A 24,836-nucleotide genomic window follows, 5' to 3' on the forward strand; every position below is an offset into this window, starting at 1 on the left:
ACCGGCCCGGAACGAAGTACCGCCATCTGAGATTTTCGGTGAATCCCGGGTGAATCTCGCGATGTGGACCGGTGACGGGTCGGACGCCTGAAAGGTGCGTTACACCGTTCTTGATCGCTGAGCGGCCAGCGGACTCCGGGACCCCTGAGTGCTGGTCAGCGGCCTGCCCTGAACGGTTGCGGGCAGGCTGGTTCCCCCATTTCTCGATCTTGGATCCTCCCGTTGGGGCCTGCGCATCGCGTGCGCGGTCCCCGGACCAGGGCTCGGCCCCGGTCTGCCCGGCCCACCAGGGACGGGGACGGGTGCGGGGTCTCCTCGCTCCACCGGATACCTGCTCGCCGCACGGTCGCGGTGTCCGCTGCCATCACTCCGGTGACAGTGGGCCGCTCCTGTCCTGGCACTCGCGGGGGCCAGGACAGGCCTGCGTCGTCGCGCGCTGTATCCGAAGGCGCGCCGTCCGATCACCAAGCCGGCGGCCTGGTGACGGGTGGTCTCATGGGTCGACGTAGATGTCGGTGTCCGCCAGTGCTGATCGCCCCAGACCGACGAGTACGCAGGGTCGACCGCCACCAAAACCATCCCGGCTCGCGTCGCCATGCCCCGCAGCCGCCGCTTGAAGATCGCGGTGGGGAAGGCGGAGATCAGATTCCGGAACTTCTTGTGGCCATGCCTGTCGCGGGACTTGGAGTCGGTGAAATCGAGGTCCTCGATGACCAGAGCCCTCACGTCGTGCTTCCCGCACCACTGGAGCAGCCTGGTGATCGTCTGACGGATCTGGGCATCGCGGTGCGAGCCGGCTCCCGACAAGTCGAAGGGAAAGTCCTTGGGGCGGCCCACCGGATTGCCGTGCTCGTCGAGCCGCCACACAGCCAGGTGGTCGGCGTTCAAGTCGATCCCGGCAGCACCATGAGCCAAGGCGGCCTTCAAAGCGGCTTCGTCGCCGTTCGGCTGGGGGCTCCGAGGTCCGGGAGCGGCCGTCTGCGCTGCCGTCCAGGAGCATGTCAGGTACCACCGGCCGTCCCGCGTGGGATCGAAGGTGATTCGATAGGCCAGCGTGGCGCGCGCCGCTTGCCGCTCGGCCCACTCACCGCTGCGCCAGGCGAACCGTACCGGGGCATCGAGGACATAGCGGCCGTACGGTGCGTTCGCGTAGTGCTCCAGTGCCTTGGGCAAACGGATCGAGACCCGGCCCCCACCGTCGATTCGGATCGTTTCGTTCCCGCCGGGCTTGCCCGCCTCACCGTCCGCCTGCAGAAACAAGCGCGACGCTTCCCACTCCGTACGCCAGGCCGTGAGGGCTCCACTGCCATCGGGCAGGTGGTGTCGGGCATTCGCCCGGCGCCGTCCACCACGCACCATGCGCACCGCGCCGGCCGCACGATCTGCCTCGACTCGGCACAGGCGGGCCGTGAGGTGAGCCAGCCGGATCTGCTTGCCCCTGCGCTCCGACTTGGACCGGTACCCGCCGGAGCGTCCCTTGGATCCCCTGCTCCTGAGCGGGAGCGCAAGCCGCTGCTCGATCAGACCGATGGCCCGCCGGAGCTCGGCGACCTCCCCGGCCTGGGCCTCGCGCCGGGCTGCGTACTGCCCGTTCACCCAACCGGTGATCGACCCGGCCCATCGAGACGACGTGACCTCCGTGAGGGACCGCTTGCGCTCCGCCCACCGGCGTGAACGATCAGCAAACTGCTCGTCCCGCCCGTCACGGCATCTGGCCGCCAGATCCCTGCAGGCCAGTGAACCCAAGAAGCACCCGAGCTCCCACAGGAGCCCCGACTCCTCGGCGGAGACATGGAGCCGGGTTTGGATCGAGCACCCCGTCGGAACGGGCACCGCTACCGGAGAGGCCAGCGGGCGCAACGGCTTCCGCCCTCTCGGCCCGGTCGCCACGCCCGCTCTCGTGCCCGCCATGTCCAGTCCTTCGTCCGGCCGCTTCTTCCCACGTCGAACAGCTCAACGAAGCCGACCGAGGAAGGTCACCCGTCCGGATCAAGAACATCTGTTCCGGCTTCAGGTGCTACCTGCGGAGTCACTGAAACCAATGTCACTCGCCCGCGCCTGCTGCCTTCAGGTAGAAAGGTTGGCTACACCCCTCATCCGGGGCCCAGAGCGCGTGTGCGGCGCGTTCGCGTGTCTGTACCTCCCTCCGCCGACAGGCGGGGAACAGACGCGGTGCCCGCCCACTTCTCAACCAGGAGTGGACACCCTCAACTGATGATTTAAGACTTAAGGGGTAAGACAAGTGGCAGCGGAGATCGTCAATCCTCGCAGCGACAGCAATACGGGTCACGAAGGCGCGGAAGAGCCCTTCGATCCGGCGTTCGCGCTGCACCGTGGCGGCAAGATGGCCGTCCAGGCCACCGTGCCCGTGCGGGACAAGGACGACCTGTCCCTGGCGTACACGCCCGGCGTCGCGAAAGTGTGCACCGCGATCGCCGAGCAGCCGGAGCTGGTGAACGACTACACATGGAAGTCGAACGTCGTGGCCGTGGTCACCGACGGCACGGCCGTGCTCGGCCTCGGTGACATCGGCCCCGAGGCCTCCCTCCCCGTGATGGAGGGCAAGGCCATTCTTTTCAAGCAGTTCGGCGGCGTGGACGCGGTTCCGATCGCGCTCGCGACGACGGACGCGGACGAGATCGTCGAGACCGTCGTGCGCATGGCGCCGTCGTTCGGTGGCGTGAACCTCGAGGACATCTCGGCGCCGCGCTGCTTCGAGATCGAGCGCAAGCTCCAGGAGCGGCTCGACATTCCGGTCTTCCACGACGACCAGCACGGCACGGCGGTCGTCACGCTCGCCGCGCTGCGGAACGCGGCACGGCTGACCGGGCGCACGCTCGGCGAGCTGCGTGCCGTGATCTCCGGCGCCGGCGCGGCCGGTGTCGCCATCGCCAAGTTCCTCCTTGAGGCGGGCCTCGGCGATGTGGCGGTCGCGGACCGCAAGGGCGTCGTGAGCCGGGACCGGGACGACCTCACGCCGGTCAAGCGTGAGCTCGCGGAGATCACCAACAAGGCAGGCCTCAGCGGTTCGCTGGAGAGCGCCCTCGCGGGTGCGGACGTGTTCATCGGCGTCTCGGGCGGCACCGTCCCCGAGCCCGCGGTCGCCTCCATGGCGCCGAACTCGTTCGTGTTCGCCATGGCCAACCCGAACCCCGAGGTGCACCCCGACATCGCCCACAAGTACGCGGCCGTCGTCGCGACCGGGCGCTCGGACTACCCGAACCAGATCAACAACGTGCTCGCGTTCCCCGGCATCTTCGCGGGCGCGCTGCAGGTGCGGGCCTCGCGTATCACCGAGACGATGAAGATCGCCGCGGCTGAGGCGCTGGCCGGTGTGGTGGGCGACGAGCTGTCCGCCGACTACGTGATTCCCTCGCCGTTCGACGAGCGGGTCGCCCCGGCGGTCACCGCTGCTGTCGCGGCGGCCGCCCGCGCGGAGGGTGTCGCCCGCCGCTGAGCGGTGCGCCGCACGGCGTGACCCGTGCCCCCGTCTCGTACGCACGTGTTGCGTCCGGGCGGGGGCGCGGCGCGTTCGGTGCGGGTGCGTAGGGCCGGTGCGTAGGGCGGGGTGGGAGCGCGGCGCGCGTCACAGTCGTGCGTGGTTACGTCCAGGCGGGCCCGCGGCCTATCGTCGCCTCATGTTCGCCGCCTACGCCGCCCGCATCGACCGTGACCAGCCGCTCAGTGGCCTTGAGTTGGGGGAGCGTCCCGCCCCTGACGCCAGGCCGGGCTGGTCGACCGTGAACGTCCGGGCCGCCTCTCTCAACCACCACGACCTGTGGTCCCTGCGCGGAGTCGGTCTTCCCGAGGCCAGGCTGCCGATGATCCTCGGCTGCGACGCCGCGGGCATCGACGAGCACGGCAACGAGGTCGTCCTGCACTCCGTCATCGGCCAGACCGGGTACGGGGTCGGCCCCGCGGAGGGCCGCTCCATCCTGACCGAGAAGTACCAGGGGACGTTCGCCGAGCAGGTGTCCGTACCTACGTGGAACCTGCTGCCGAAGCCGAAGGAGCTGTCCTTCGCCGAGGCGGCCTGCCTGCCGACCGCGTGGCTCACCGCGTACCGGATGCTCTTCACCAACGCCGGGGTGCGCCCCGGGGATTCGGTCCTCGTCCAGGGTGCCGGTGGCGGTGTCGCGACCGCCGCGATCGTGCTCGGCAAGGCCGCGGGGCTGCGGGTCTTCGCCACGAGCCGCGACGAGGCCAAGCGGAAGCGGGCCCTGGAGCTGGGCGCGGTGGAGGCCGTCGAGTCCGGCGCACGGCTGCCGCAGCGGGTGGACGCCGTCATCGAGACGGTGGGGGCGGCGACGTGGTCGCACTCCGTCAAGTCCCTCAAGCCGGGCGGAACCCTGGTGATCTCCGGGGCGACCAGCGGTGACCGGCCCTCGCACGCGGAGCTGACCCGGGTCTTCTTCCTGGAGCTGAAGATCGTCGGCTCGACGATGGGGTCCAAGGACGAACTGGAGGACCTGCTGTCCTTCTGCGCGGCCACGGGCGTACGTCCCGTCATCGACGAGGTGCTGCCGCTCGACCGGGCCCGCGAGGGCTTCGAGCGCCTGCAGTCCGGCGATCTGTTCGGGAAGATCGTGCTGGAAGTCGGCTGAGGCCGGGGAGTCGGAGTCCCGGAGGAACCGCGCCCCCATCACGGATGTCAACTTTGATTGACAGCCGCTTCTTGTCAACGTAAGTTGACATGCATGACCGAAGCTACGGATCTCGCCGAGCGTGCGGGTGACCGTGACCCACGAGTCGGACTGCGGGCCGTTTCCGCGCTGCGGAGGCTGGTGGAGCAGTTGGAGGCCGTGCAGGTGCGCAGTGCGCGCCGGCAGGGCTGGTCGTGGCAGGGGATCGCCGCGGAGCTCGGAGTGAGCAGGCAGGCCGTGCACAAGAAGTACGGGAGGCAGTGATGTTCGAGCGGTTCACGAAGGACGCCCGCGCTGTGGTCAAGGGCGCGGTCGAGCATGCCGAGGGGGAAGGTGCGGCCTCCGTCGACGACGGGCACATGCTCCTCGCGCTGCTCGACCGCGAGGCGAGCCGGGCGTCCTTCGCCCTGGCCTCGCTCGGGGCCACGCGCCGCCGCGACTCGATCGAGGGCGCACTGGGCGAGGCACGGCGCCGCGGGGGCCTCTCGCAGGCCGACACGGAGGCGCTGGCCGGACTCGGCATCGACGTGTCCGAGATCGTCTCCCGGGTCGAAGAGGCCCATGGCGCGGGTGCGTTGGCGGGCGGGCGCAAGGCCGGGCGCCCCGGCCGGGGCTGGGGCGGGCACCGGCCGTTCACCCGCGAGGCCAAGGACACCCTGGTGAAGTCCCTGCGGATGGCCACCGCCCGCAAGGACCGGCAGATCGGCGACGAGCACATCCTGTTCGCCCTGACCGTCCGCCCCGGAATCGTCAGCGAGGTGCTCGCGGACCATGGCGTGACCCACGAGTCGGTGGATCGGGTGCTGTACGGCGGGGCGGCGGGCCCCGGCCCCGGCACTGGCCCCCGTACTGGCCCCGGCACTGGCCCCGGCCCCGAGTAGGCAGCCGGCGGCCTCGGCGTCGCGTCCCCAGGTCAGCCCTTCGGCGTGCGCAGTGTCGCGGCGATGTGGGCCGCGGCCGACGACAAGTGGCCGCGGGCATCGCGCAGTTGGTCCTCCGTCACGCCGTGGTCCCGGGCGGCGTCGCGGATGTCGTCACGGAAGCGGTCCAGGAGGCGGTCCAAGTCCCGTGCCGGATCGCCCGTGGTGTCCTCCTGGGCCCACTCCGGGACGTACTCCGTGGGGACCCCGTCCTCGGGGGCGGAGGTGAACTTGGGCTCCTCGGCGGTGGTTCGCGGCCCCTTGCGGCCGAAGTCGCCGAAGTCCTTGCCGAAGTCCTTGCCCAGGTCCTTTCCGAAGTCGCCGAACTCCTTGGCCAGTTCCGTCAGGCCCTCGCGGACCCCGGTCGGCCAGTCACCCCGCGTGAAGTGGTCCTGCACCTGGTCCTGGACGCGCCGGGCGATGCGCTGCACCTCCTCCTGGACCTGGGCGCGCGCCGTTTCCTGCGCGTCCTGGGCCTGGCGGCGGGCGCGCTGGGCGTCCTCGCGTGCCTTGCGGGTCTCGTCCTTCGCCCGCCGGGCCTGCTCCTTCCACTCCGTCTTGGCGCGCTTGAACTCCTCCTTGGCCTGACGCCAGCCCTCCTTGTCACCCCAGGCTCCGTCGAAGAAGTCCGCGGGGTCGGGGAACGGCCTGCCGGAGCCGGTGCCGGAACCCGCGCCGCTCCTGCCCTCGGCCTTGCCGCCGGAAGCGCGTGCCTCCTTGGCCGCCTCCCGCATCTCCCGGCGGAGCTCACCGGCCGCGCCCCGCACGCCGTCCCGGATCTCCGCGGCGAGCTCGGCGACGGAGTCGCGGATCTCCAGCTCCAGGTCGGCCAGCTCGCCGCTGCGGTCGGCCAGTTCGGCGCGGCCCGCGTCCGTGATGGCGTACACCTTCCGGCCGCCTTCTGTGGTGTGCGTGACCAGGCCCTCGGCCTCCAGCTTCGCCAGGCGCGGGTAGACCGTGCCTGCCGAAGGTGCGTACAGCCCCTGGAAGCGCTCCTCCAAGAGGCGGATCACCTCATAGCCGTGGCGCGGCGCCTCGTCGAGGAGCTTCAGCAGATACAGGCGCAGTCGGCCATGGGCGAACACGGGGGCCATCTCAGAGCACCTTCTTGTCTGTCGGGGCGGCGTCGTCGGACGGGGGAGTGCCCGTCGGGTCCGTCGGGTCCGAGGGGTCCGGCGGGTCTGTCGGGGAGGCGGCCGGCGGGACCTCGTCGGAAGGATCTTCCTCTGTCGGCGGCCTGCGCAGCAGCGCGATGGACCCCGACACCGTCGTCGCCTTGAGCTTTCCGCTGCCCGATCCCAGGCGGCCGGTGATCTTCTTGGCCCCCCACTGGCCGCTGACCCGCAGATCCTCGAACGCGTTGGACACCGCGCCGCTCGCGGTGTTCGCCTCGACGTCCGTGTCCGTCGGATGGGGCAACCGGATCGCTATCTCGCCCGAGACGTTCGTCAGGCTGATGTCGGCCGGCACGCCCGCCGGGTCGAGGTCCACGATCATCGAGCCGCTCACCGAGTCGGCCCGGACGGATGAGCCCGCTCCCTCGAAGACCGTCAGATCGCCGGAGACCGAGTTGAAGCGCAGGTCGCCGGTGATGCCCTGTGCCTCCACGCTGCCCGAGACCGTGTCGGCGCGGATCCGGCCCGCGAGGCCGACGAAGGTCGTGTCTCCGGTGACCCCCTTGACCTCCGTGCTCCCCTCGATCCCCGAGACCACGGCGCCCGCCCCGACCACGCCCACCTCGACGCGGGTGCCCGCGGGGACGGCCAGGGAGACCACCGCGCTGCGGCGCCAGCCCTTGCGGTCGAGCCACTTGAGGAAGCCCTTCCAGGGCAGGTCGTCATAGGCGACGGTCAGTACGCCGTCGGTCTGCGTGACGGCCAGGGGCGGCCCTTCGATCTCGGACACCTCGAGGCGGGCGGAAACTTCGTCGGTGCCCACGACGTTCACCGTTCCGTTGACCACGCGCACGTGGAGGGTCTTCACGGGGGCGTCGAACGTGAGCTTCTGGGGCTCGGCGACGGACCACTCTGACATCGGGCTGACCTCCTCGGGCGGACCGGGCTGCTGTGGACGGGAGGGCCGAAGCCCGTACGGCAACGCGCCATATCGCGTCTCTGCAACACACGATATATCGCGGTTGCGGAAAGTCAAGACACTCTCTCTTCTCTGCGCCAAATATGCCGGTTTGACCTAGCGTGGGGCCATGTCGTCCGAAGCTTTCGAGCACGCCGCCGCCGGTGCGCTGCTGCTCTGCCGGGCCGAACCCGACGTGGTCGAGCCCGCCGCCCGCCTGTTGCGCGAACAGATGCTGCTCGCCCCGGGGGGGCACGGGTGGAGCGTGCTCGTGCCCGAGGGCAAACCCTGGGTGCACGGTGACGAACCGGTGGACCGGGTGCTCACGGGCTGGGCCACCGCGCTCGCCGTCGGATCGGCCTGGCCCGTACTCGCGCTGTGGTGGGACTCCGACCGCTCGGGCTGCACCCTCGCCGCGGGCTTCCGGCGCACCGTCGAGTACGTATGGCTGGCGAACGGGACGCCCGTGGGTGAGGACGAGGCGCTACGGACCTTCGCCGCCCGGCTGGGCCTCGACCCCGTCCTGGACATGCAGGCCCTCGAGGCCCTGGGACGCCCCGACACGGAGGCCGACGCCCGCGCGCGGCTCCTCGCGCTGCTCGCCGTCCTCGCGCGGGCAGAGGTGGCCCTCCCGGCCGGCCTCGGCCCCGGTGAACCCGCGGACCGGCTGCGCGCGGTGGCAGGCATGGCGCCGGGAGTGCGGGAGGTCGAGTGGTCCGGGTGGCGGGACGCGGTGCGGGCGGAGCTGGACGTGGTGGAGCGGGGCCCCTTCGGCCCCTGGCTGCGGGGACCGCGGGCGCGCGCCCTGGCGGTGGCGCAGATGGCCGCAGGACTGCCGCTGGCCGCGTGGGCGGTACGGCGCCGCAGCGGGGGATGGGCCGTGGCCGGCGCACTCCTGCTGATCCACGGCTCCCTGGGGCTGGCCTACGACAGGGTGCGGGCGGCTGACGCCGGGTCGGCGCGGGGCTGAGACCGGCGGGTGACGCGTCCTACTCGTCCTCGTCCTCGTCGTCCAGGCGGGCCAGCCACGTCGCCAGGCGCTCCACCGGCACCTCGAAGTCCGGGTTGAGGTCCACGAAGGTGCGGAGCTGTTCGGCGAGCCACTCGAAGGTGACTTCCTCCTCGCCGCGCCGCTTCTCCAGCTCCTCGATGCCACGGTCGGTGAAGTACAAGACAGGCTCCGCGATTCAAGAACGACTGACGAGCGATGTGCTCAGGACATTCAGGATAAGCCGATACGCCGGTGGGCCCGGCCCCGGGTGACAAGCACTCGGGGCCGGGCCCACCTGCGCACGAACCGCTCGGGGCCTACGCCTCGAAGACCTCGCTCAGGAGCTGTTCCTGCTCCTGCTCGTGGCGCTTCTTCGAGCCGACCGCCGGGGACGAGCCGTGCGGCCGCGAGATGCGGCGCAGGCGCTCGCCGTGCGGGATGTCCGCGCCGACCGCCAGGTCCAGGTGGTCGATGAGGTTGAGGGCGATGAAGGGCCACGCGCCCTGGTTCGCCGGCTCCTCCTGCGCCCACAGGTACTTCTCGGCGTTCGGGTACTTCGCGATCTCGGCCTGGAGCTCGGCACCCGGCAGCGGGTACAGGCGCTCGATGCGGATGATCGCGGTGTCCGTGACCTCGCGCTTCTTCCGCTCGGCCTCGAGGTCGTAGTACAGCTTGCCGGAGCAGAAGACGACCTTGCGGACCGCCGACGCCTCGACCGAGTCGTCGCCGATGACCGGGCGGAAGCCACCCGTCGTGAACTCCTCCGTCTTCGAGGCCGCCGCCTTGAGGCGCAGCATCGACTTCGGGGTGAAGACCACCAGCGGCTTGTGGTGCGGGTTGTGCACCTGCCACCGCAGGAGGTGGAAGTAGTTCGACGGAAGGGTCGGCATCGCGACCGTCATGTTGTTCTGCGCGCACAGCTGGAGGAAGCGCTCGATGCGGGCGGACGAGTGGTCCGGTCCCTGGCCCTCGTAGCCGTGCGGAAGCAGCAGCGTGACGCCGGAGTGCTGGTTCCACTTCTGCTCGGCGGCCGAGATGTACTCGTCCACCACGGTCTGCGCGCCGTTGACGAAGTCACCGAACTGCGCTTCCCACATGACGAGGGACTCGGGGCGGGCCAGCGAGTAGCCGTACTCGAAGCCCATCACCGCGTACTCGGAGAGCAGCGAGTCGTAGACGTTGTAGCGGGCCTGGTCGTCCGAGAGGTACAGGAGCGGCGTGAAGTCCTCGCCCGTCTCACGGTCGATGAGGACCGCGTGGCGCTGACCGAACGTGCCACGGCGCGAGTCCTGGCCCGACAGACGGACCGGCGTGCCCTCGAGGAGCAGCGAACCGATGGCGAGGGTCTCGCCCATGCCCCAGTCGATCGTGCCTTCCTCGACCATCGACATGCGGCGCTGCAGCTGCGGCAGCAGACGCGGGTGGACGGTGACCCGGTCGGGGATGTTGACCTGGGACTCGGCGATCCGCTTGACGACCTCCTGGGAGATCGACGTGTCGACGTTCACCGGGAACTCGGCCTCGGGGGCCGGGACCTCGGCCTCGGCGGGCTGCGAGATGGCCTCGCGGACCTCCGTGAAGACCTTCTCCAGCTGCCCCTGGAAGTCCTGCAGGGCCTGCTCGGCCTCTTCCAGGGTGATGTCGCCGCGACCGATGAGGGACTCGGTGTAGAGCTTGCGCACCGAGCGCTTCTTGTCGATCAGGTCGTACATCAGCGGCTGCGTGAACGCCGGGTTGTCCGACTCGTTGTGACCGCGGCGGCGGTAGCAGATGAGGTCGATCACGACGTCCTTGTTGAACGCCTGACGGAACTCGAACGCGAGCCGCGCGATGCGGACGACGGCCTCGGGGTCGTCGCCGTTCACGTGGAAGATCGGCGCCTCGATCATGCGGGCCACGTCCGTGGCGTACATGGAGGAGCGCGACGACTCCGGGGCGGCGGTGAAGCCGACCTGGTTGTTGATGACGATGTGGACGGTGCCGCCGGTGCGGTAACCCCGCAGCTGCGACATGTTCAGCGTCTCGGCGACCACACCCTGGCCCGCGAAGGCCGCGTCACCGTGCAGGGCGACCGGCAGGACCGTGAAGTCCGTGCCGCCCTTGTTGATGATGTCCTGCTTGGCGCGGACGATGCCCTCGATGATCGGGTCGACCGTCTCCAGGTGGGACGGGTTCGCCGCGAGCGAGACCTTGATCTGCTCGCCGTCCAGGCCGGTGAAGGTGCCCTCGGCGCCCAGGTGGTACTTCACGTCGCCGGAGCCGTGCATGGACTTGGGGTCCATGTTGCCCTCGAACTCGCGGAAGATCTGGGCGTACGACTTGCCCACGATGTTCGCGAGGACGTTCAGGCGGCCGCGGTGGGCCATGCCGATGACGACCTCGTCCAGACGCGACTCGGCGGCGCTGTCGATGACGGCGTCGAGCAGCGGGATGACGGACTCGCCGCCCTCCAGGGAGAAGCGCTTCTGGCCGACGTACTTCGTCTGCAGGAACGTCTCGAAGGCCTCGGCGGCGTTCAGCCGGCGCAGGATGCGCAGCTGCTCCTCGCGCTCGGGCTTCGTGGCGTGGGTGCGCTCGATGCGGTCCTGGAGCCACTTGCGCTGCTTCGGGTCCTGGATGTGCATGAACTCGATGCCGGTGGTGCGGCAGTACGAGTCGCGCAGGACGCCGAGGACGTCGCGCAGCTTCATCATCGACTTGCCGGCGAAGCCGCCGACCGCGAACTCCCGCTCCAGGTCCCACAGGGTGAGGCCGTGCTCGGTGATGTCCAGGTCGGGGTGCTTGCGCTGCTTGTACTCCAGCGGGTCCGTGTCGGCCATGACGTGGCCGCGGACGCGGTAGGAGTGGATCAGCTCGAAGACGCGGGCGGCCTTCGTGACGTCGTCGTCGTGCGAGGCGTCGATGTCCTTGAGCCAGCGGACCGGCTCGTACGGGATCCGCAGCGCCTTGAAGATCTCGTCGTAGAAGTCGTTCTCGCCGAGCAGCAGGTTCGCGACGATCCGCAGGAACTCGCCGGAGGCGGCGCCCTGGATCACCCGGTGGTCGTAGGTCGACGTGAGCGTCATGACCTTCGAGATGCCGAGCTTGTTCAGAGTGTCCTGGGACGTGCCCTGGAACTCCGCGGGGTAGTCCATCGAGCCGACGCCCATGATGACCGACTGTCCGGGCATCAGGCGGGGGACCGAGTGGACGGTGCCGAGGCCGCCGGGGTTGGTCAGCGAGACCGTGACGCCGGTGAAGTCGTCCATGCCGAGCTTGCCGTCGCGTGCGCGGCGGACGATGTCCTCGTAGGCCTGCCAGAACTCGAAGAAGTTCAGCGTCTCGGCCTTCTTGATGCCCGCGACGACCAGCTGGCGGTCGCCGTTGGGCTTCACGAGGTCGATGGCGAGGCCGAAGTTCACGTGCTCCGGCTTGACCAGCGTCGGCTTGCCGTCCTTCTGCACGAAGGAGTAGTTCATCGACGGCATGGCCTTGATGGCCTGCACCATCGCGTACCCGATGAGGTGCGTGAAGGAGATCTTCCCGCCGCGGGCGCGCTTGAGGTGGTTGTTGATGACGATGCGGTTGTCGAAGAGCAGCTTCACCGGGACCGCGCGGACCGACGTCGCCGTCGGGACCTCCACGGAGGCGTTCATGTTCTTCGCGACCGCGGCGGCGGGGCCGCGCAGCGTCACGTACTCGGGTCCTGCCGGGGCCGTTTCAGCAGGGGCCGCGGGCTCCGCCTTGGCGGCGGGCTTCGCGGCCGCGGGCTTCGCGGCGGGGGCCGGAGCGGCGGCCGCGGGCTTCGCAGCCGGAGCTGCGGGCGCGGCAGGCGCTGCGGGGGCCGCGGGCGCGGCCGGAGCGGCTGCGGGTGCGGCGGGAGTCGCGGGGGACGTGGTGTCCGCAGCCCCCGCGGCTGCGTCACCCGCCGGCTTGGCCGGGGCGGCGGCAGGTGACGCTCCCGCTCCCGGCTTGTAGTCGGCGAAGAAGTCCCACCAGGCTCGGTCGACCGAATTCGGGTCCTGGAGGTACTGCTGATAGATCTCGTCGACGAGCCACTCATTGGGACCGAAGGCCGCAGCAGGGCTCTTGCCTTGCCCGTCTTGGTCGGTCGAGATGCTCGAGCTACTGGGGGACTGTGACGACACGGCGGTAACCGCCCTCTTCCGCTTCACAAGGTGATGGACAGCGGGAATCAAGGCTACGCCTCCATCGCCGCCAGGTGCAGGCCGGGCCGGTCATCCGTCGCGTAAGTCACATTGGACGGATGGTTTCGGCGGCATAAATGGCGGGAAACAAGCGGGGTTCCGGAACGCAGGACGGCCGCGCGGGCCGTGGCCGGCGCGGTGGCTTCACCCGGGCGCGCTTCCGATGCGCCCGCGAATCGCTTCCGTTTCGAACCCTACGTCAACTTCTCAGTTCGGACAGGCCCGGAAGGGTGACCTGGATCCGGCAGCCACGAGGGGATTCGGCCACACCGATGTGACCGCCGTGCAGATCGACCGCCCAGCGCGCGATGGCGAGCCCGAGCCCGGTGCCGCCGTCGCTGCCGGGGCCCGACGGAGGCGTGTTGGCGTGGCTGCCGCGGTTGAAGCGCTCGAAGACCCGGTGCCACTCCGACTTGGGGATGCCGGGGCCCTCGTCGAGGACCTCCAGGTCCAGGGACTCGGGGTAGAGACCGCGCCGGGCGCGTACGGTGACGCGGCCGTGCGGCGGGCTGTGCTTGACCGCGTTGTCGATGAGGTTGGCCACGACCTGGTGCAGGCGCTCGGCGTCCGCGTGGGCGGTCAGCTCGGGCGGCGTGACGTCCAGATGCAGATGGACGTCCGTGCGCGTGTGGCTGCCGGAGCCCGACGCGATGCCCGCGCGCGCGGAGGCCACCATGTTGGCCTCCTTCAGGACGCCCGACAGATAGGGCCACACCTCGAAGCGGCGGGCCTTCAGCGGTACGACGCCGTTGTCGAGGCGGGAGAGGTCGAGCAGGGTCTCCACGAGCCGCCCCAGCCGCTCCGTCTGCTTCAGGGCCGTACGCATGGTCTCCGGGTCGGCGGCGGAGACTCCGTCGACGACGTTCTCCAGGACCGCGCGCAGGCCCGCGATGGGGGTGCGCAGTTCGTGCGAGACGTTGGCGACCAGCTCCTTGCGCTGCTGGTCCTGGGCCTCCAGGTCGTCCGCCATGCGGTTGATCGTGGTGGCCACGTCGCCCAGCTCGTCACGGCGGTCCGCGCCGCGCACCCGGCGCGTGTAGTCGCCGTGCGAGACGGCGCGCGCCACGGAGTTCATCTCGTCGAGCGGGGCGGTGAGGCTGTGCGCCACGAACTGCGTGATCAGCAGCGTGGCGATCACGGAGAAGACGGTGATGAAGCGCAGCTCCGTCTCCGTCTTCATCGCCACCATCAGCAGACCCGTGGTGATGAAGACCGAGACGACCACCAGGGTGCCGAGCTTGGTCTTGATGGAGAACGGCCGCAGCCCGCCGAAGGGACCTGTCATCGGACGGCTCACCTCAGGGGGTCGGGGTCTCCAGGGCGTACCCGACGCCGTGCACCGTACGGATCCGCTCGGCGCCGATCTTCCGGCGCAGGGCCTTGATGTGGCTGTCGACGGTCCGGGTGCCCGACGCGTCCGCCCAGTCCCACACCTCGGCGAGCAGCTGCTCGCGCGAGAGCACCGCACGCGGGGTGTTGGCCAGGCAGACCAGCAGGTCGAACTCCGTCGGCGTCAGATGGACGTCCTCGCTGCGGACCCTGACCCGCCGCTGGGCGTGGTCGATCTCCAGCTCGCCGAGCCGCAGGATGCCGCTGCGCGGGGTGGTCGCGGCAAGGGCGGCACGCTCGACCCTGCGCAGCAGGACGTGCACGCGGGCCGCGAGCTCCCGCATGGAGAACGGCTTGGTCATGTAGTCGTCCGCACCGACACCGAGACCGACCAGCATGTCCGTCTCGTCGTCGCGCGCCGTCAGCATGAGGACCGGTACCGGCCGCTGGGCCTGCACCCGGCGGCACACTTCAAGCCCGTCGAAGCCCGGCAGCATGATGTCCAGGATCAGCAGATCGGGCTGCCAAGCCTGTGCGGTGTCGACCGCCGAAGGACCGTCGCCCGCCGTTTGCACTACGAAACCCTCGGCGCGTAGCCGGGCGGCGATGGCGTCGACGATCGTCGGGTCGTCCTCGACCACCAGAACCCGGCGCTGAGCGCCTGGCATCGCCGCCGTCGCACCGTTGTGGGAGGTGTGTGTCTGCTCCATCGCCCGCCCCTGACACTGATCGCTTGTGTTCGACCAGCAGGGTACGGGTCGCGAAGGCACCTCGGCTACGCAGCGCATACGCCGAGATGAACCACGTCGGGTACGCCTCGGGCAACGGGGATCTCTTCCGTCCGTACCGACTGGAACCCGGCATTCCGTAGAGCGAAGTCGAAAGCGGACGAGGGCTGGGCGGACCACACGGCCAGCACTCCGCCAGGGTTGAGGCGAGCCTGACAGGCCGCCAGACCGGCCGGAGAATAGAGGGAGTTGTTGTCCTCCGTCACCGTCCAGTCCGGCCCGTTGTCGATGTCCAGGCAGAGCGCGTCGTACGTTCGCGGGGCGCCGTCGGAGGCGTCGGCGCCGGAGAGGTGCGCCACCAGGTCTGTGTGCAGGATCTCGGTGCGCGGATCGGCGAGCGCGGCGCCGGAGAGCGCGGCCAGCGGGGCGTCCGTGCCCGCGCGGTGCCAGTCGATGATGGCCTGCTCGCGCTCGACGACCGTGATGTGGCCCCAGCGCGGGTCGGCCGCCGCGTGGGCGAGGGAGAAGCCGACGCCCAGGCCGCCGATGAGCAGGGCGGGTTCCCGGGGGTCGTCCAGCGCGTCGTACGCCGCGTCGACGAGCAGCCGCTCCGACCGGCCGTCCGAAGTGTCCATCAGGAAACAGCCGTTGGCGATGATCTGCAGAAGCGCACCGTGGCGCCGCAGTACGACTTCGCCGTACGGCCCCTCGCGCCGGTCGATGACGACGGGGGCGGTGGTGTGGGTGTGCATGGCGGTCAGGGTATGACCGCCGGGGGCGCGGTTCGGGGCGGACGCGGATACGGCCTCGCGGGTTGCTGTGATTCGTGTCTCACGTGGCGCGGGGCGTGGCACGGGTCATAGACAGTGCCGGAAAGATCGGCAAAGGGTGGACATGACGGAAGGAGCGTCTCACCTTGGACCCGAGCGCGTCGGCCGCCCCCACGGCGCCCGAGGAGACGGCCCCGCCCGGCCTGGACGGCATCCCGCGACAACGGGACCGCGCGCCCGGAGCGACCGCCCCCGAGGCGGCCGCCCGCGAGACGGCTTCGATCGGTCGGCGCCTCCGCCCCCGCCTCCGGCGCGTCCTGCCGACCCCCACGGGTACGCCCTTCACGTTCGGCTACGCCGCGGTCCTCGCCTTGACGTCGCTCCTGACGCAGTACGCGGACCCGTCCCTGATCTCGGACCTGCACCGGCACTCCAGCACGGACGTCGCACACCTGACGCAGCAGCCGCTGCTCGTCCTGGTGGCCAGCGCGCTGTGGATCGCGGGCGGCATCGCGTCGCCGTACGCGATCGGCTTCCTGCTGGTCCTCACGGCCCTCGAGCGCCGCATCGGCGCGCTGCGCACGGCGGGCGTCTTCCTCCTCGGCCATGTCGTGGCCACCCTCGCGACCGAGATCCCCGTGGGCCTCTCGGTCCTCGCGGGGCACCTGCCCGACACCTCCCTGCACCGCCTCGACTACGGCATCAGCTTCGGTGTCGCGGCGAGCGTCGGCGCGCTGGCCGGGCTCTTCAGGCCATGGCTGCGATGGCTGGTGCTCGCCGGCTTCGGCGGCATGCTGATCGACGACCTCATCGCCTTCACGGACCCGATGACGAACTGGGGCCACTTGCTCGCCCTGTCGATCGGCATCGCCACATGGCCACTGGTACGACGGTGGCGCGGGACCGCCTGATCACCTCGTATCGAAGTGATCGCTCACAGCGAACACCCCTTGGGGAACATCCATGAACTCACAAGCATTGAGTCCACATAGCTCAACTTGAATGCCGAAGGGGAGATCATGACTACTGAGTCCGCCGAGTCGAAGCCGTCCACACCGCTGACACTTCCCGTGCTGCCGCTCGACGACGAGGTTGTCCTGCCCGGCATGGTGGTTCCGTTCGACCTGTCCGACACCGAGGTGCGTGCCGCGGTCGAGGCGGCCCAGGCTGCCGCCCGTTCCGATGGGAGCAGCAAGCCGCAGGTCCTTCTTGTTCCGCGGATCGACGGGACGTACGCCGCGACCGGCGTCCTCGGCACCGTCGAGCAGGTCGGCCGCCTCTCCGACGGCGACCCCGGCGCCCTGATCCGCGGCCGTGGCCGCGTGCGCATCGGCGCCGGGACGACCGGGCCCGGTGCCGCGCTCTGGGTGGAGGGCGTCAAGGTCGACGAGACCGTGCCCGACCCCCTGCCCGGCTCCGTGACCGAGCTCGTCAAGGAGTACAAGGCGCTCGCCACCAGCTGGCTGAAGAAGCGCGGCGCCTGGCAGGTCGTGGACCGCGTCACGCAGATCGACGACGTCTCCGCGCTTGCCGACAACTCCGGATACTCGCCCTTCCTCTCCACCGATCAGAAGATCGAGCTCCTGGAGACCGGCGACCCGGTCGCCCGCCTCAAGCTCGCCACCGAGCAGCTGCGCGAGCACCTCGCCGAGCAGGACGTCGCCGAGTCCATCGCCAAGGACGTCCAGGAAGGTGTCGACAAGCAGCAGCGTGAGTTCCTCCTTCGGCGCCAGCTCGACGCCGTGCGCAAGGAGCTGCGCGAGATCAACGGTGAGAAGGACGGCGAGGAGTCCGACGACTACCGCACCCGTGTCGAGGCCGCCGACCTGCCGGAGAACGTCCGCGAGGCCGCCCTCAAGGAGGTCGACAAGCTGGAGCGCTCCAGCGACCAGTCGCCCGAGGGCTCCTGGATCAGGACCTGGCTCGACACCGTCCTCGAACTGCCCTGGAACGAACGCACCGAGGACGCGTACGACATCAAGGGCGCCCAGAGCGTCCTGGACGCCGAGCACGCCGGTCTGGAAGACGTGAAGGAGCGCATCACCGAGTACCTCGCGGTGCGCAAGCGGCGCGCCGATCGTGGCCTCGGGGTCGTCGGCGGCCGTCGGGGCGGTGCCGTGCTCGCCCTGGTGGGTCCGCCCGGCGTCGGAAAGACCAGCCTCGGCGAGAGCGTCGCGCACGCTATGGGCCGCAAGTTCGTGCGGGTCGCGCTCGGCGGCGTACGCGACGAGGCGGAGATCCGCGGACACCGGCGTACGTACGTGGGGGCGCTGCCCGGCCGCATCGTGCGGGCCATCAAGGAGGCCGGGTCCATGAACCCGGTGGTGCTCCTCGACGAGATCGACAAGGTGGGCTCCGACTTCCGCGGCGACCCGGCCGCGGCGCTCCTCGAAGTCCTCGACCCGGCGCAGAACCACACCTTCCGCGACCACTACCTGGAGGTCGAGCTCGACCTCAGCGACGTGGTGTTCCTGGCGACGGCGAACGTCCTCGAATCCATCCCCGAGGCCCTGCTCGACCGTATGGAGCTGGTCAGGCTCGACGGGTACACCGAGGACGAGAAGGTCGTCATCGCCCGTGACCACCTCCTCCCGCGCCAGCTGGAGCGGGCCGGTCTGGAGACGGACGAGGTGACCCTGGACGAGAGCGCGCTGCGCAAGCTCGCGGGGGAGTACACCCGGGAAGCGGGCGTGCGGAACCTGGAGCGGTCCGTGGCGCGGCTGCTCCGCAAGGTCGCGGCCAAGCACGAACTGGGCGAGCAGGAGTTGCCGTTCACCGTCGGCGAGGACGACCTGCGCGGCCTGATCGGACGCCCGCACCACGTGCCCGAGTCGGCGCAGGACCCGGCCGAGCGGCGCACGGCGGTACCGGGCGTGGCGACCGGGCTCGCGGTCACCGGCGCGGGAGGCGACGTCCTGTTCGTCGAGGCGTCGCTCGCCGATCCGGAGACCGGCGCCGCGGGCCTCACCCTGACCGGTCAGCTCGGCGACGTGATGAAGGAGTCCGCCCAGATCGCGCTCTCCTTCCTGCGCTCGCGCGGCGCCGAACTGGAGCTGCCCGTCGCCGACCTGAAGGAACGCGGCGTGCACATCCACTTCCCGGCGGGCGCGGTCCCCAAGGACGGGCCGAGCGCGGGCGTCACCATGACGACCGCTCTCGCGTCGCTGCTCAGCGGCCGTCTGGTCCGTACGGATGTGGCCATGACCGGTGAGGTCTCGCTGACCGGGCGCGTCCTGCCGATCGGCGGCGTCAAGCAGAAGCTGCTCGCCGCGCACCGCGCCGGGATCACCACGGTGATCATCCCAAAGCGGAACGAGGCCGACCTGGACGACGTCCCGGCCGAGATCCTGCAGAAGCTGGACGTGCACCCGGTGACGGACGTCCGCCAGGTGCTCGAACTGGCCCTGACGGAGGCCGAGGTGAGGGTTCCGGCCGCCGCGTGACGGAGGTGGCCGGTAGGCACAGGCCCGGGGCCCCGCGAGGGGTCCCGGGCCTGCGTGCCGAGCGGGGCGTACTCAGCCGTTGGCGAGCGCCACGACCCTGTCGAGCGCGCCGTTGAACTTGTTGTGGTCCCCGACCGTCGGGCCCGTCGAGGTGTACTGCCACATCGTGTGGAAGCCCCATCCGGCGGGCAGCTCACCCGGCGAGGTGTTGTAACGCGCGATCCACAGCGGGTTGTTGACCGCGAAGCCGCCGTAGTTTCCGGTGCACTGCTTCCACCAGCTGGTGGCCGTGTAGATCACCGCGTGCCGGCCGGTGCGCGCCCTGTACTGGTTCAGGAAGTCCCGGATCCAGGTGACCATCGCGGACTGGGACTTGCCGAAGCAGGCCGCCCCGTACGGATTCCACTCGATGTCCAGGGCGCCCGGCAGCGTCCTGCCGTCGCGCGACCAGCCGCCGCCGTTGTCCACGAAGTAGTTGGCCTGGGCGGCGCCGCCGGAGGTGTCGGGCGTCGCGAAGTGGTAGGCGCCGCGGATCATGCCCACGTTGTACGAACCGTTGTACTGCTGGGCGAAGTACGGGTTCTTGTAGTACGTGCCCTCGGTCGCCTTGACGTAGGACCACTTCACGCCGCTGTTCCAGAGCGTCGACCAGGCGACGTTGCCCTGATGGCTGCTGACGTCGACGCCTTCGGTCTGTACGGCGTCGCCGCTGGGCGGCAGACTGCCCTGCCCGTCGTGCTCGACGACGCCCTGTCCCATCCGGGCGGAGCCGCGGGCGGGGGCGTCGTCGTCGCCGGCGGCCTGCGCGGCGCCCGGCAGGGTGAGGAGGAGGGAGAGGGCGGAGAGGACTGAGAGCAGGATTGCGGCCGCCGACCAGCGGGAGCGGCGGGGCTTTCCGGGTCTGTGCACGGGCATGGGCGTGCCTCCGTAGGCCTCGATTGAGCTCGATGGAGCTCGTGGGGGGACCTGTCGACAATGCTCGTGGTGTGAACATGTCATGTACGACGCTACGCACGTAGACCCGGGGCTGGGAAGGGGGTCCGGTGTCTGCCGTTGGTCTACTCCAGCGGCGGTGTCCTCGGCGTGGGCCGTCGGGGCGTTACGAAATACTGGTCGAGCTGCGGCGATGGGCCGACGCGGATGTCTGCCGCCGTGCGGGGCGGAAAACTTCTCTGATCCGGAAAGAAAGCGTGCCATGGGTGCTGAAGTGCACGAGGGCGAGAACGACGGCGGCGTCGACGTGAACAGGGGGGTCGACCGTGAGTTCCTCTCCCTGGAGCGCGAGTTGTCGCTGCTCCTGCGCCGGGCGCGAGCCTCGTCCGGCGAGATGGCGCGTCAGGTCCACCCGGACCTGGAGCCGGCCGCGTACGGACTCCTGGTCTGCCTCGACGACTCGGGCCCGCAGCGGGCCACCGACCTCGCGGCGTACATCGGCGTCGGCAAGGCGACGATGAGCCGCCAGCTGCGGGCCCTCGAGGAACTGGGGCTCGTCGCCCGCGAGCCCGATCCCGCCGACGGCAGGGCCTGGCTGGTCCACCTCACGACGGAGGGCGGCACGCGGTTCCGTACGGTGCGGGCGGGGCGGCGGGAGCGGTACGTGCGCAAGCTGGCCGGGTGGGACCGCACGGAGGTCGCGGAGCTTGCCCGCCTGCTGCGGCAGCTGAACGAGTCGCCGGAGTCCTGACGGGCCGCCGTCCCCCGATTGCCGTGGGCGTCGCCGGGTCACAGCTCCGCGTAGACCACCGCCGCGTCGTCATGCAGCTTGCCCCGCGGGAACATGACGCCCTCGGGGTCCGCGCGCTCCAGCTCCCGCACCCGGTCCACGAGGCGCTGCGGGCCGTCCTTGCGCAACAGCGCGAAGCACTCCGCCCAGTCGCCCTCCCGGAACGTCTCGACCCAGCGGCCGACGCCGTCCGTGAGGGCCGCCACCGCTGTCACCTCGGCGCGCGGCCAGGTACCGGTGACCGCACGCGCGGCGGCCGACGGATCGGCGGCCGCGGTGAAGAAGCCGTCCTCCGCGTTCCGCAGGGCCTCGACGGCGGCGCCGTACGCCCGGCCCGCCTCCTCGCGCTCGGCGGTGCCGCGCGGCAGCGCGCGGACCGCGTCGCGCATGGCGCGAATCCTCGGGGGCAGTTCCGCGAGGCGTGCGTCGAGCACCGGCGTGACGCGCCCGTCCGGGCCCGCCACCAGGAGCGCGGAGTCGGACAGGACGAGATGCTCGACCCGCTCGTCGTCCCAACGCACCAGAATCACGGTTGCCTGAGGCGTACGCGGGTGAGAAAGGTCACAAGTCTGATCATGGGCTTCCGCGGTGCGCACGATCGCCGCCGCGAGAATCTCGGAGAGCGTCATATCCCGTCGCGAAACGGACAGTTCTCCCAGTGCGCCGCCAAGTCGCGCCGTGAACCAAGGGACGGAATGCAGACAGCCGTCATCCCCGGCAGGCGGAGTCACCCCATCCAGAAGGACGAGCGATCCGCCCTGTCCGGCTGCGGGAAGGATCACCGCGGCATAGTCCTCGTTGGGGCGCGCGGGGTCTCCGGGCTCGGTGGCGAGTTCGATACGCATCCGGCCAGTCTGCACGAGGCCTTCACAAGGCCGTCCGGAAGGCGCAAAACAACGGGGGTTGGCCCGGACCAGCAGGTCAGACGCCGGATTTCAGTCGGAATAATCGCTTCCGGCGGCGTGTGGCGGCGCATCCTGCCAAAGCCTGCGGTCGACGTCCAACCGGCGCACCGTGACCGGGACTTTCGGCCCGCGGCGGGACTTGCTCGCCAACTCCCCGCCGATGTTCACTCCTTCGGGTGGCCAGGCATGTGATGCACGACTGCCACCCATCGGCACTGGAAGGGTCTGGAGCCGTACCGGGGGGCGCGTGTGTTGACGGATCGTCACCCGGGCCCATGGGCAGACGGAAAACAAGAATGCGAGCACCGGTGCAGAAGATGCGGCCTGGGCGCAAGGGCAAGCAGACGGCTCCCGAAGGGGCCACGCCGGGCGCGACCACCCCCTCGGAGCGTTCGCCCGAGCCCACAGCGGGAGAGAACCCCGAGCAGGCGGCGGGAGAACACACCGCCCCCGCGGTGGCCCCTCCTGACGGCTCGAAGCCCGCCAAGCCCGTGAAATCGGTCAACTCCAAGCCCACCGCGCGCGTGCGCAACCGGCTCATCGTCGCCGTCGCCGTCGTGGCCGCCGCGATCGCCGGCGCCGGAGCGCCCGCCGTCATCGCCGCCTCCGGGCAACTGAGCGACGCACAGCAGCTGGTGACCCTCGCCGAGCGCACCCAGGACGCGGTGTCCCTGGGCCACTCGCTGGCCGACGAGCGCGACCAGGTCACCTCGTTCATCGCCGCGGGCCGCCCGCAGGGCAAGGGGCTCTCCGAAAGCCGCAGCGCCCGCGTGGACCGCCAGATCGAGGAGCTGCGCACGGCCGACGCCCCGGCCGCACTGCGCAAGGACCTCTCCGACATCGGGGCCGTACGCCGAGCGGCGCTCACCGGCAAGAGCAGCGCCCTGGAAGCCCACACGGCGTACTCGAAGGTCATCACCGAACTGCACGGCCTCACCCGCGAACTCGCCGAGGAGACCCCGCCCCGCGCGGGCTCCGGGGCCTACGCGCTCGCCGACCTGGACCACGCCGTCGAACAGGCGGCGAGCGCCCGCGGCCTGCTCCTCGCCACCCTCGCCGTCCCGCGCTCCACGGAGACGAGCACGAGCATCGACCCCGTGACCGGGCTTCCCACCACGGTGGTCGACGAGTCGCCCGCCGCCGGCAAGAGCCGCGACGCCCTCAGCGCCGCCGGCCAGCAGGCCCACGTACGCGCGCAGGCCTCCCTCGCCGACTTCCGGGACGCGGCCACGGACCGCGCCCGCACGACGTACGACTCGACGGTCACGGGCCACGAGGTGACCACGGCCGAGAAGTACCTCACCCGCCTCACCGACCAGCCCACGCTCTCCACCGCCGAGCTCGCCTTCGACCGCGAGAAGCTCGACGCCGCGCTCTCCGCCCGCATCGAGATGATGCGCGGCGCCGAGTCCGCGCTCATGGTGCAGCGCACCAAGAACCTCACCGACCTGCGCGACGACGACGTGACGGCCCTCGAGATCCGCGTCGCGCTCGTCGGCGTCACGCTGCTCGTGGCCGTCGGCGTCTCCATGGCCATGGCCCGCAGCCTGACCCGCCCGCTCGCCGTCCTGCGCATCGGCTCGGCCCGCCTCGCCCATGAGCCCGCGCCCCAGGAGCCGATCCGCTTCACGGGCCGCGACGACGAGTTCGCCCAGGTCGTACGGTCCGTCAACGCGCTGCACGAGCACGCGGCGGCCCTCACGGAGCGCCTCACCACCCTTGAGGCCGACCGCAAGCACCTCATCGGCCGGCGCCAGTCCATGGCCGACGAGCGGGAGACGCTGCGCGCCGAACTGGCCGAGGCGTCCGCCCACCTGGAGCGGGTCCGGCAGTCCATCCACGGCACGTTCGTCAACCTGGCGCTGCGCACCCTCGGCCTCGTCGAGCGGCAGCTCGCCGTCATCGAGAACCTGGAGGACCGCGAGCAGGACCCCGACCGCCTCGCCACGCTCTTCAAGCTCGACCACTTCGCCACGGTCATGCGCCGCCACAGCGAGAACCTCCTGGTCCTCGCCGGTGCCGAGCACGGCCACCAGCACCCGGGCCCCGTCCCGCTGGTCGACGTCGTACGCGCCGCCGTCAGCGAGATCGAGCGGTACGAGCGGGTGCGCATCGCCACGCTGCCGCCGCACGCGCATGTCGCGGGCTTCGCCGCCGACGACATCAGCCACCTGGTCGCCGAGCTCCTGGAGAACGCGACCTCGTTCTCGCCGCCGGACGCCTCCGTGGAGGTCTCGGGCTGGCTCCTGGAGAGCGGCGAGGTCATGCTCTCCGTGCAGGACGAGGGCATAGGGGTCACCGAGGACCGCATGGAGGAGCTCAACTCCCGCCTCGCGGACTTCCGTCCCGACGACGCGTACGACCAGGAGAGCGGGGACGGACTCGGGCTCGGCCTCTACGTCGTGGCCCGGCTCGCCGCGCGGCACGGGGCGCGGGTCCGGCTGCGCGAGCAGAAGCAGGGCGGTGTCGCGGCGGTCGTGGTCCTGCCGAAGGCGATCCTCGCCGCGGCACCCGCGGTGGGCGCTCCGCCGGTCGGCGTTCCGGTGGCCGGGGCCGCGCCCGCGGTGCATCTGCCCGGGTCCGAGGCCGAGGCGAACTCCAACGTGCTGCCGGGGCGTTCGGCCGGTCCTGCCGCGGTGGTGTCCACGTCCGCCGGTGAGGATCCGCTGATCGCGGCCGCCGAGCGGACGGTGCGGGACGCGGAGGTGGACGCGGACGTGGATGCCGCGCCCGAGGTTTCGGCCGAGACGACCATGGAACTCGCCGTTCCGCCCGCCCCGGAGGAGCCGGAAGCTCCGGAAGCCGAGGCTCCCGCGACCGAAGCCGAAGTCGAAGCCGAGCCCGAAGCCGAGCCCGAAGCCGAGCCCGCCCCCGCCCCCAAGTGGGAGCGCGTCACCGACAAGGGGCTTCCCAAGCGCACGCCGAAGATCTCCGCGCCCGAGCCCACCGTGCCCAAGGCGCGCAGCGGCTCCGTCGACGCCGAGGCGCTGCGCAAGCGCCTCGGAGGGTTTCACCAGGGGGCCATCAGCGGCCGTCGCGACGTAGAGGCCGAGCTGACCGAACGTAACGAAGAGACCAAAAACATGGGGGACACAGTCGAGGAGGCAAGCAGTTGACTGCGCCC

General features: G+C 70.7%; 19 protein-coding genes. 9 read left to right on the forward strand and 10 right to left on the reverse strand.

The genetic code is table 11. The features are described from left to right. Positions 1–99 precede the first annotated feature (99 nt). A complete protein-coding gene (locus ACWGIH_RS06610; protein ID WP_453444215.1) occupies positions 100–1,596 on the reverse strand; it encodes an IS200/IS605 family accessory protein TnpB-related protein in 1,497 nt (498 codons plus the stop codon). A gap of 646 nt (positions 1,597–2,242) precedes the next feature. Here ACWGIH_RS06610 and ACWGIH_RS06615 point away from each other — a divergent pair. From ACWGIH_RS06615 to ACWGIH_RS06630, 4 genes are all read left to right on the forward strand, one after another. Beyond that, entirely contained in the window at positions 2,243–3,457 is a 1,215-nt protein-coding gene (locus ACWGIH_RS06615) for an NAD(P)-dependent malic enzyme (RefSeq protein ID WP_453444217.1), read from the forward strand. Positions 3,458–3,638: 181 nt separating this feature from the next. After that, positions 3,639–4,604: a zinc-binding dehydrogenase gene (locus ACWGIH_RS06620; RefSeq protein ID WP_453444219.1), complete on the forward strand. Its 966-nt coding sequence runs from the start codon at positions 3,639–3,641 to the stop codon at positions 4,602–4,604. 93 nt (positions 4,605–4,697) lie between these two features. Continuing rightward, positions 4,698–4,907 carry a helix-turn-helix domain-containing protein gene (locus ACWGIH_RS06625; RefSeq protein WP_361833496.1) on the forward strand — a complete coding sequence of 70 codons (210 nt, stop codon included), beginning with the start codon at positions 4,698–4,700 and terminating at the stop codon, positions 4,905–4,907. After that, positions 4,907–5,524 (forward strand): Clp protease N-terminal domain-containing protein, encoded by a 618-nt coding sequence (locus ACWGIH_RS06630; protein ID WP_453444220.1) that lies wholly within the window; start codon positions 4,907–4,909, stop codon positions 5,522–5,524. The genes ACWGIH_RS06625 and ACWGIH_RS06630 overlap by 1 nt, the downstream gene beginning before the upstream one ends. A 32-nt stretch (positions 5,525–5,556) precedes the next feature. Here ACWGIH_RS06630 and ACWGIH_RS06635 read toward each other — a convergent pair whose 3' ends face one another. Both ACWGIH_RS06635 and ACWGIH_RS06640 read right to left on the reverse strand, forming a co-directional pair. Beyond that, a complete protein-coding gene (locus tag ACWGIH_RS06635; RefSeq protein ID WP_453444222.1) occupies positions 5,557–6,657 on the reverse strand; it encodes a helix-turn-helix transcriptional regulator in 1,101 nt (366 codons plus the stop codon). A 1-nt stretch (position 6,658) separates the two neighbouring features. After that, the gene (locus ACWGIH_RS06640) at positions 6,659–7,597 is read right to left on the reverse strand and encodes a DUF4097 family beta strand repeat-containing protein (RefSeq protein ID WP_453444224.1); all 939 of its coding nucleotides are present in this window, start codon (positions 7,595–7,597) and stop codon (positions 6,659–6,661) included. A 169-nt stretch (positions 7,598–7,766) separates the two neighbouring features. On the opposite strand from ACWGIH_RS06640, the gene ACWGIH_RS06645 reads away from it, so the two are divergent. Next, positions 7,767–8,606, forward strand: coding sequence for a hypothetical protein (locus tag ACWGIH_RS06645; protein WP_453444226.1), 840 nt, complete (start codon positions 7,767–7,769; stop codon positions 8,604–8,606). Between the two features lie 19 nt (positions 8,607–8,625). Here the strand turns inward: ACWGIH_RS06645 and ACWGIH_RS06650 are convergent, their stop codons facing one another. The 5 genes from ACWGIH_RS06650 to ACWGIH_RS06670 form a co-directional block, all read right to left on the reverse strand. Further along, complete coding sequence (locus ACWGIH_RS06650; protein WP_003961784.1) at positions 8,626–8,808, reverse strand: DUF6104 family protein; 183 nt, start codon at positions 8,806–8,808, stop codon at positions 8,626–8,628. 136 nt (positions 8,809–8,944) lie between these two features. Further along, on the reverse strand, positions 8,945–12,754 hold the full coding sequence (locus ACWGIH_RS06655) for a multifunctional oxoglutarate decarboxylase/oxoglutarate dehydrogenase thiamine pyrophosphate-binding subunit/dihydrolipoyllysine-residue succinyltransferase subunit (protein WP_453444228.1): 3,810 nt from the start codon (positions 12,752–12,754) through the stop codon (positions 8,945–8,947). A gap of 259 nt (positions 12,755–13,013) precedes the next feature. Then, complete coding sequence (locus ACWGIH_RS06660) at positions 13,014–14,099, reverse strand: HAMP domain-containing sensor histidine kinase (RefSeq protein ID WP_453444230.1); 1,086 nt, start codon at positions 14,097–14,099, stop codon at positions 13,014–13,016. 13 nt (positions 14,100–14,112) lie between these two features. Next, on the reverse strand, positions 14,113–14,853 hold the full coding sequence (locus ACWGIH_RS06665; RefSeq protein WP_055555160.1) for a response regulator transcription factor: 741 nt from the start codon (positions 14,851–14,853) through the stop codon (positions 14,113–14,115). 65 nt (positions 14,854–14,918) lie between these two features. Beyond that, entirely contained in the window at positions 14,919–15,623 is a 705-nt protein-coding gene (locus ACWGIH_RS06670; protein ID WP_453444231.1) for a spermidine synthase, read from the reverse strand. A gap of 164 nt (positions 15,624–15,787) precedes the next feature. On the opposite strand from ACWGIH_RS06670, the gene ACWGIH_RS06675 reads away from it, so the two are divergent. Together ACWGIH_RS06675 and lon are read left to right on the forward strand one after the other, a co-directional pair. Next, positions 15,788–16,552, forward strand: a complete 765-nt coding sequence (locus ACWGIH_RS06675) for a rhomboid-like protein (RefSeq protein ID WP_453444233.1) — start codon at positions 15,788–15,790, stop codon at positions 16,550–16,552. A 108-nt stretch (positions 16,553–16,660) separates the two neighbouring features. After that, positions 16,661–19,084, forward strand: coding sequence for an endopeptidase La (gene lon / locus ACWGIH_RS06680; protein ID WP_453444234.1), 2,424 nt, complete (start codon positions 16,661–16,663; stop codon positions 19,082–19,084). 72 nt (positions 19,085–19,156) lie between these two features. Here lon and ACWGIH_RS06685 read toward each other — a convergent pair whose 3' ends face one another. Further along, a complete protein-coding gene (locus ACWGIH_RS06685; protein ID WP_453444235.1) occupies positions 19,157–19,999 on the reverse strand; it encodes a lysozyme in 843 nt (280 codons plus the stop codon). Positions 20,000–20,279: 280 nt separating this feature from the next. Here ACWGIH_RS06685 and ACWGIH_RS06690 point away from each other — a divergent pair, with 280 nt between their 5' ends. Continuing rightward, positions 20,280–20,768 carry a MarR family winged helix-turn-helix transcriptional regulator gene (locus ACWGIH_RS06690; protein WP_453444236.1) on the forward strand — a complete coding sequence of 163 codons (489 nt, stop codon included), beginning with the start codon at positions 20,280–20,282 and terminating at the stop codon, positions 20,766–20,768. A 38-nt stretch (positions 20,769–20,806) separates the two neighbouring features. Here the strand turns inward: ACWGIH_RS06690 and ACWGIH_RS06695 are convergent, their stop codons facing one another. After that, positions 20,807–21,652 carry a protein phosphatase 2C domain-containing protein gene (locus ACWGIH_RS06695; RefSeq protein ID WP_453444238.1) on the reverse strand — a complete coding sequence of 282 codons (846 nt, stop codon included), beginning with the start codon at positions 21,650–21,652 and terminating at the stop codon, positions 20,807–20,809. 356 nt (positions 21,653–22,008) lie between these two features. On the opposite strand from ACWGIH_RS06695, the gene ACWGIH_RS06700 reads away from it, so the two are divergent. Beyond that, positions 22,009–24,828, forward strand: coding sequence for a sensor histidine kinase (locus tag ACWGIH_RS06700; RefSeq protein ID WP_453444240.1), 2,820 nt, complete (start codon positions 22,009–22,011; stop codon positions 24,826–24,828). Positions 24,829–24,836: the final 8 nt, after the last annotated feature.

The organism is Streptomyces sp. NPDC054872 (assembly GCF_053610705.1).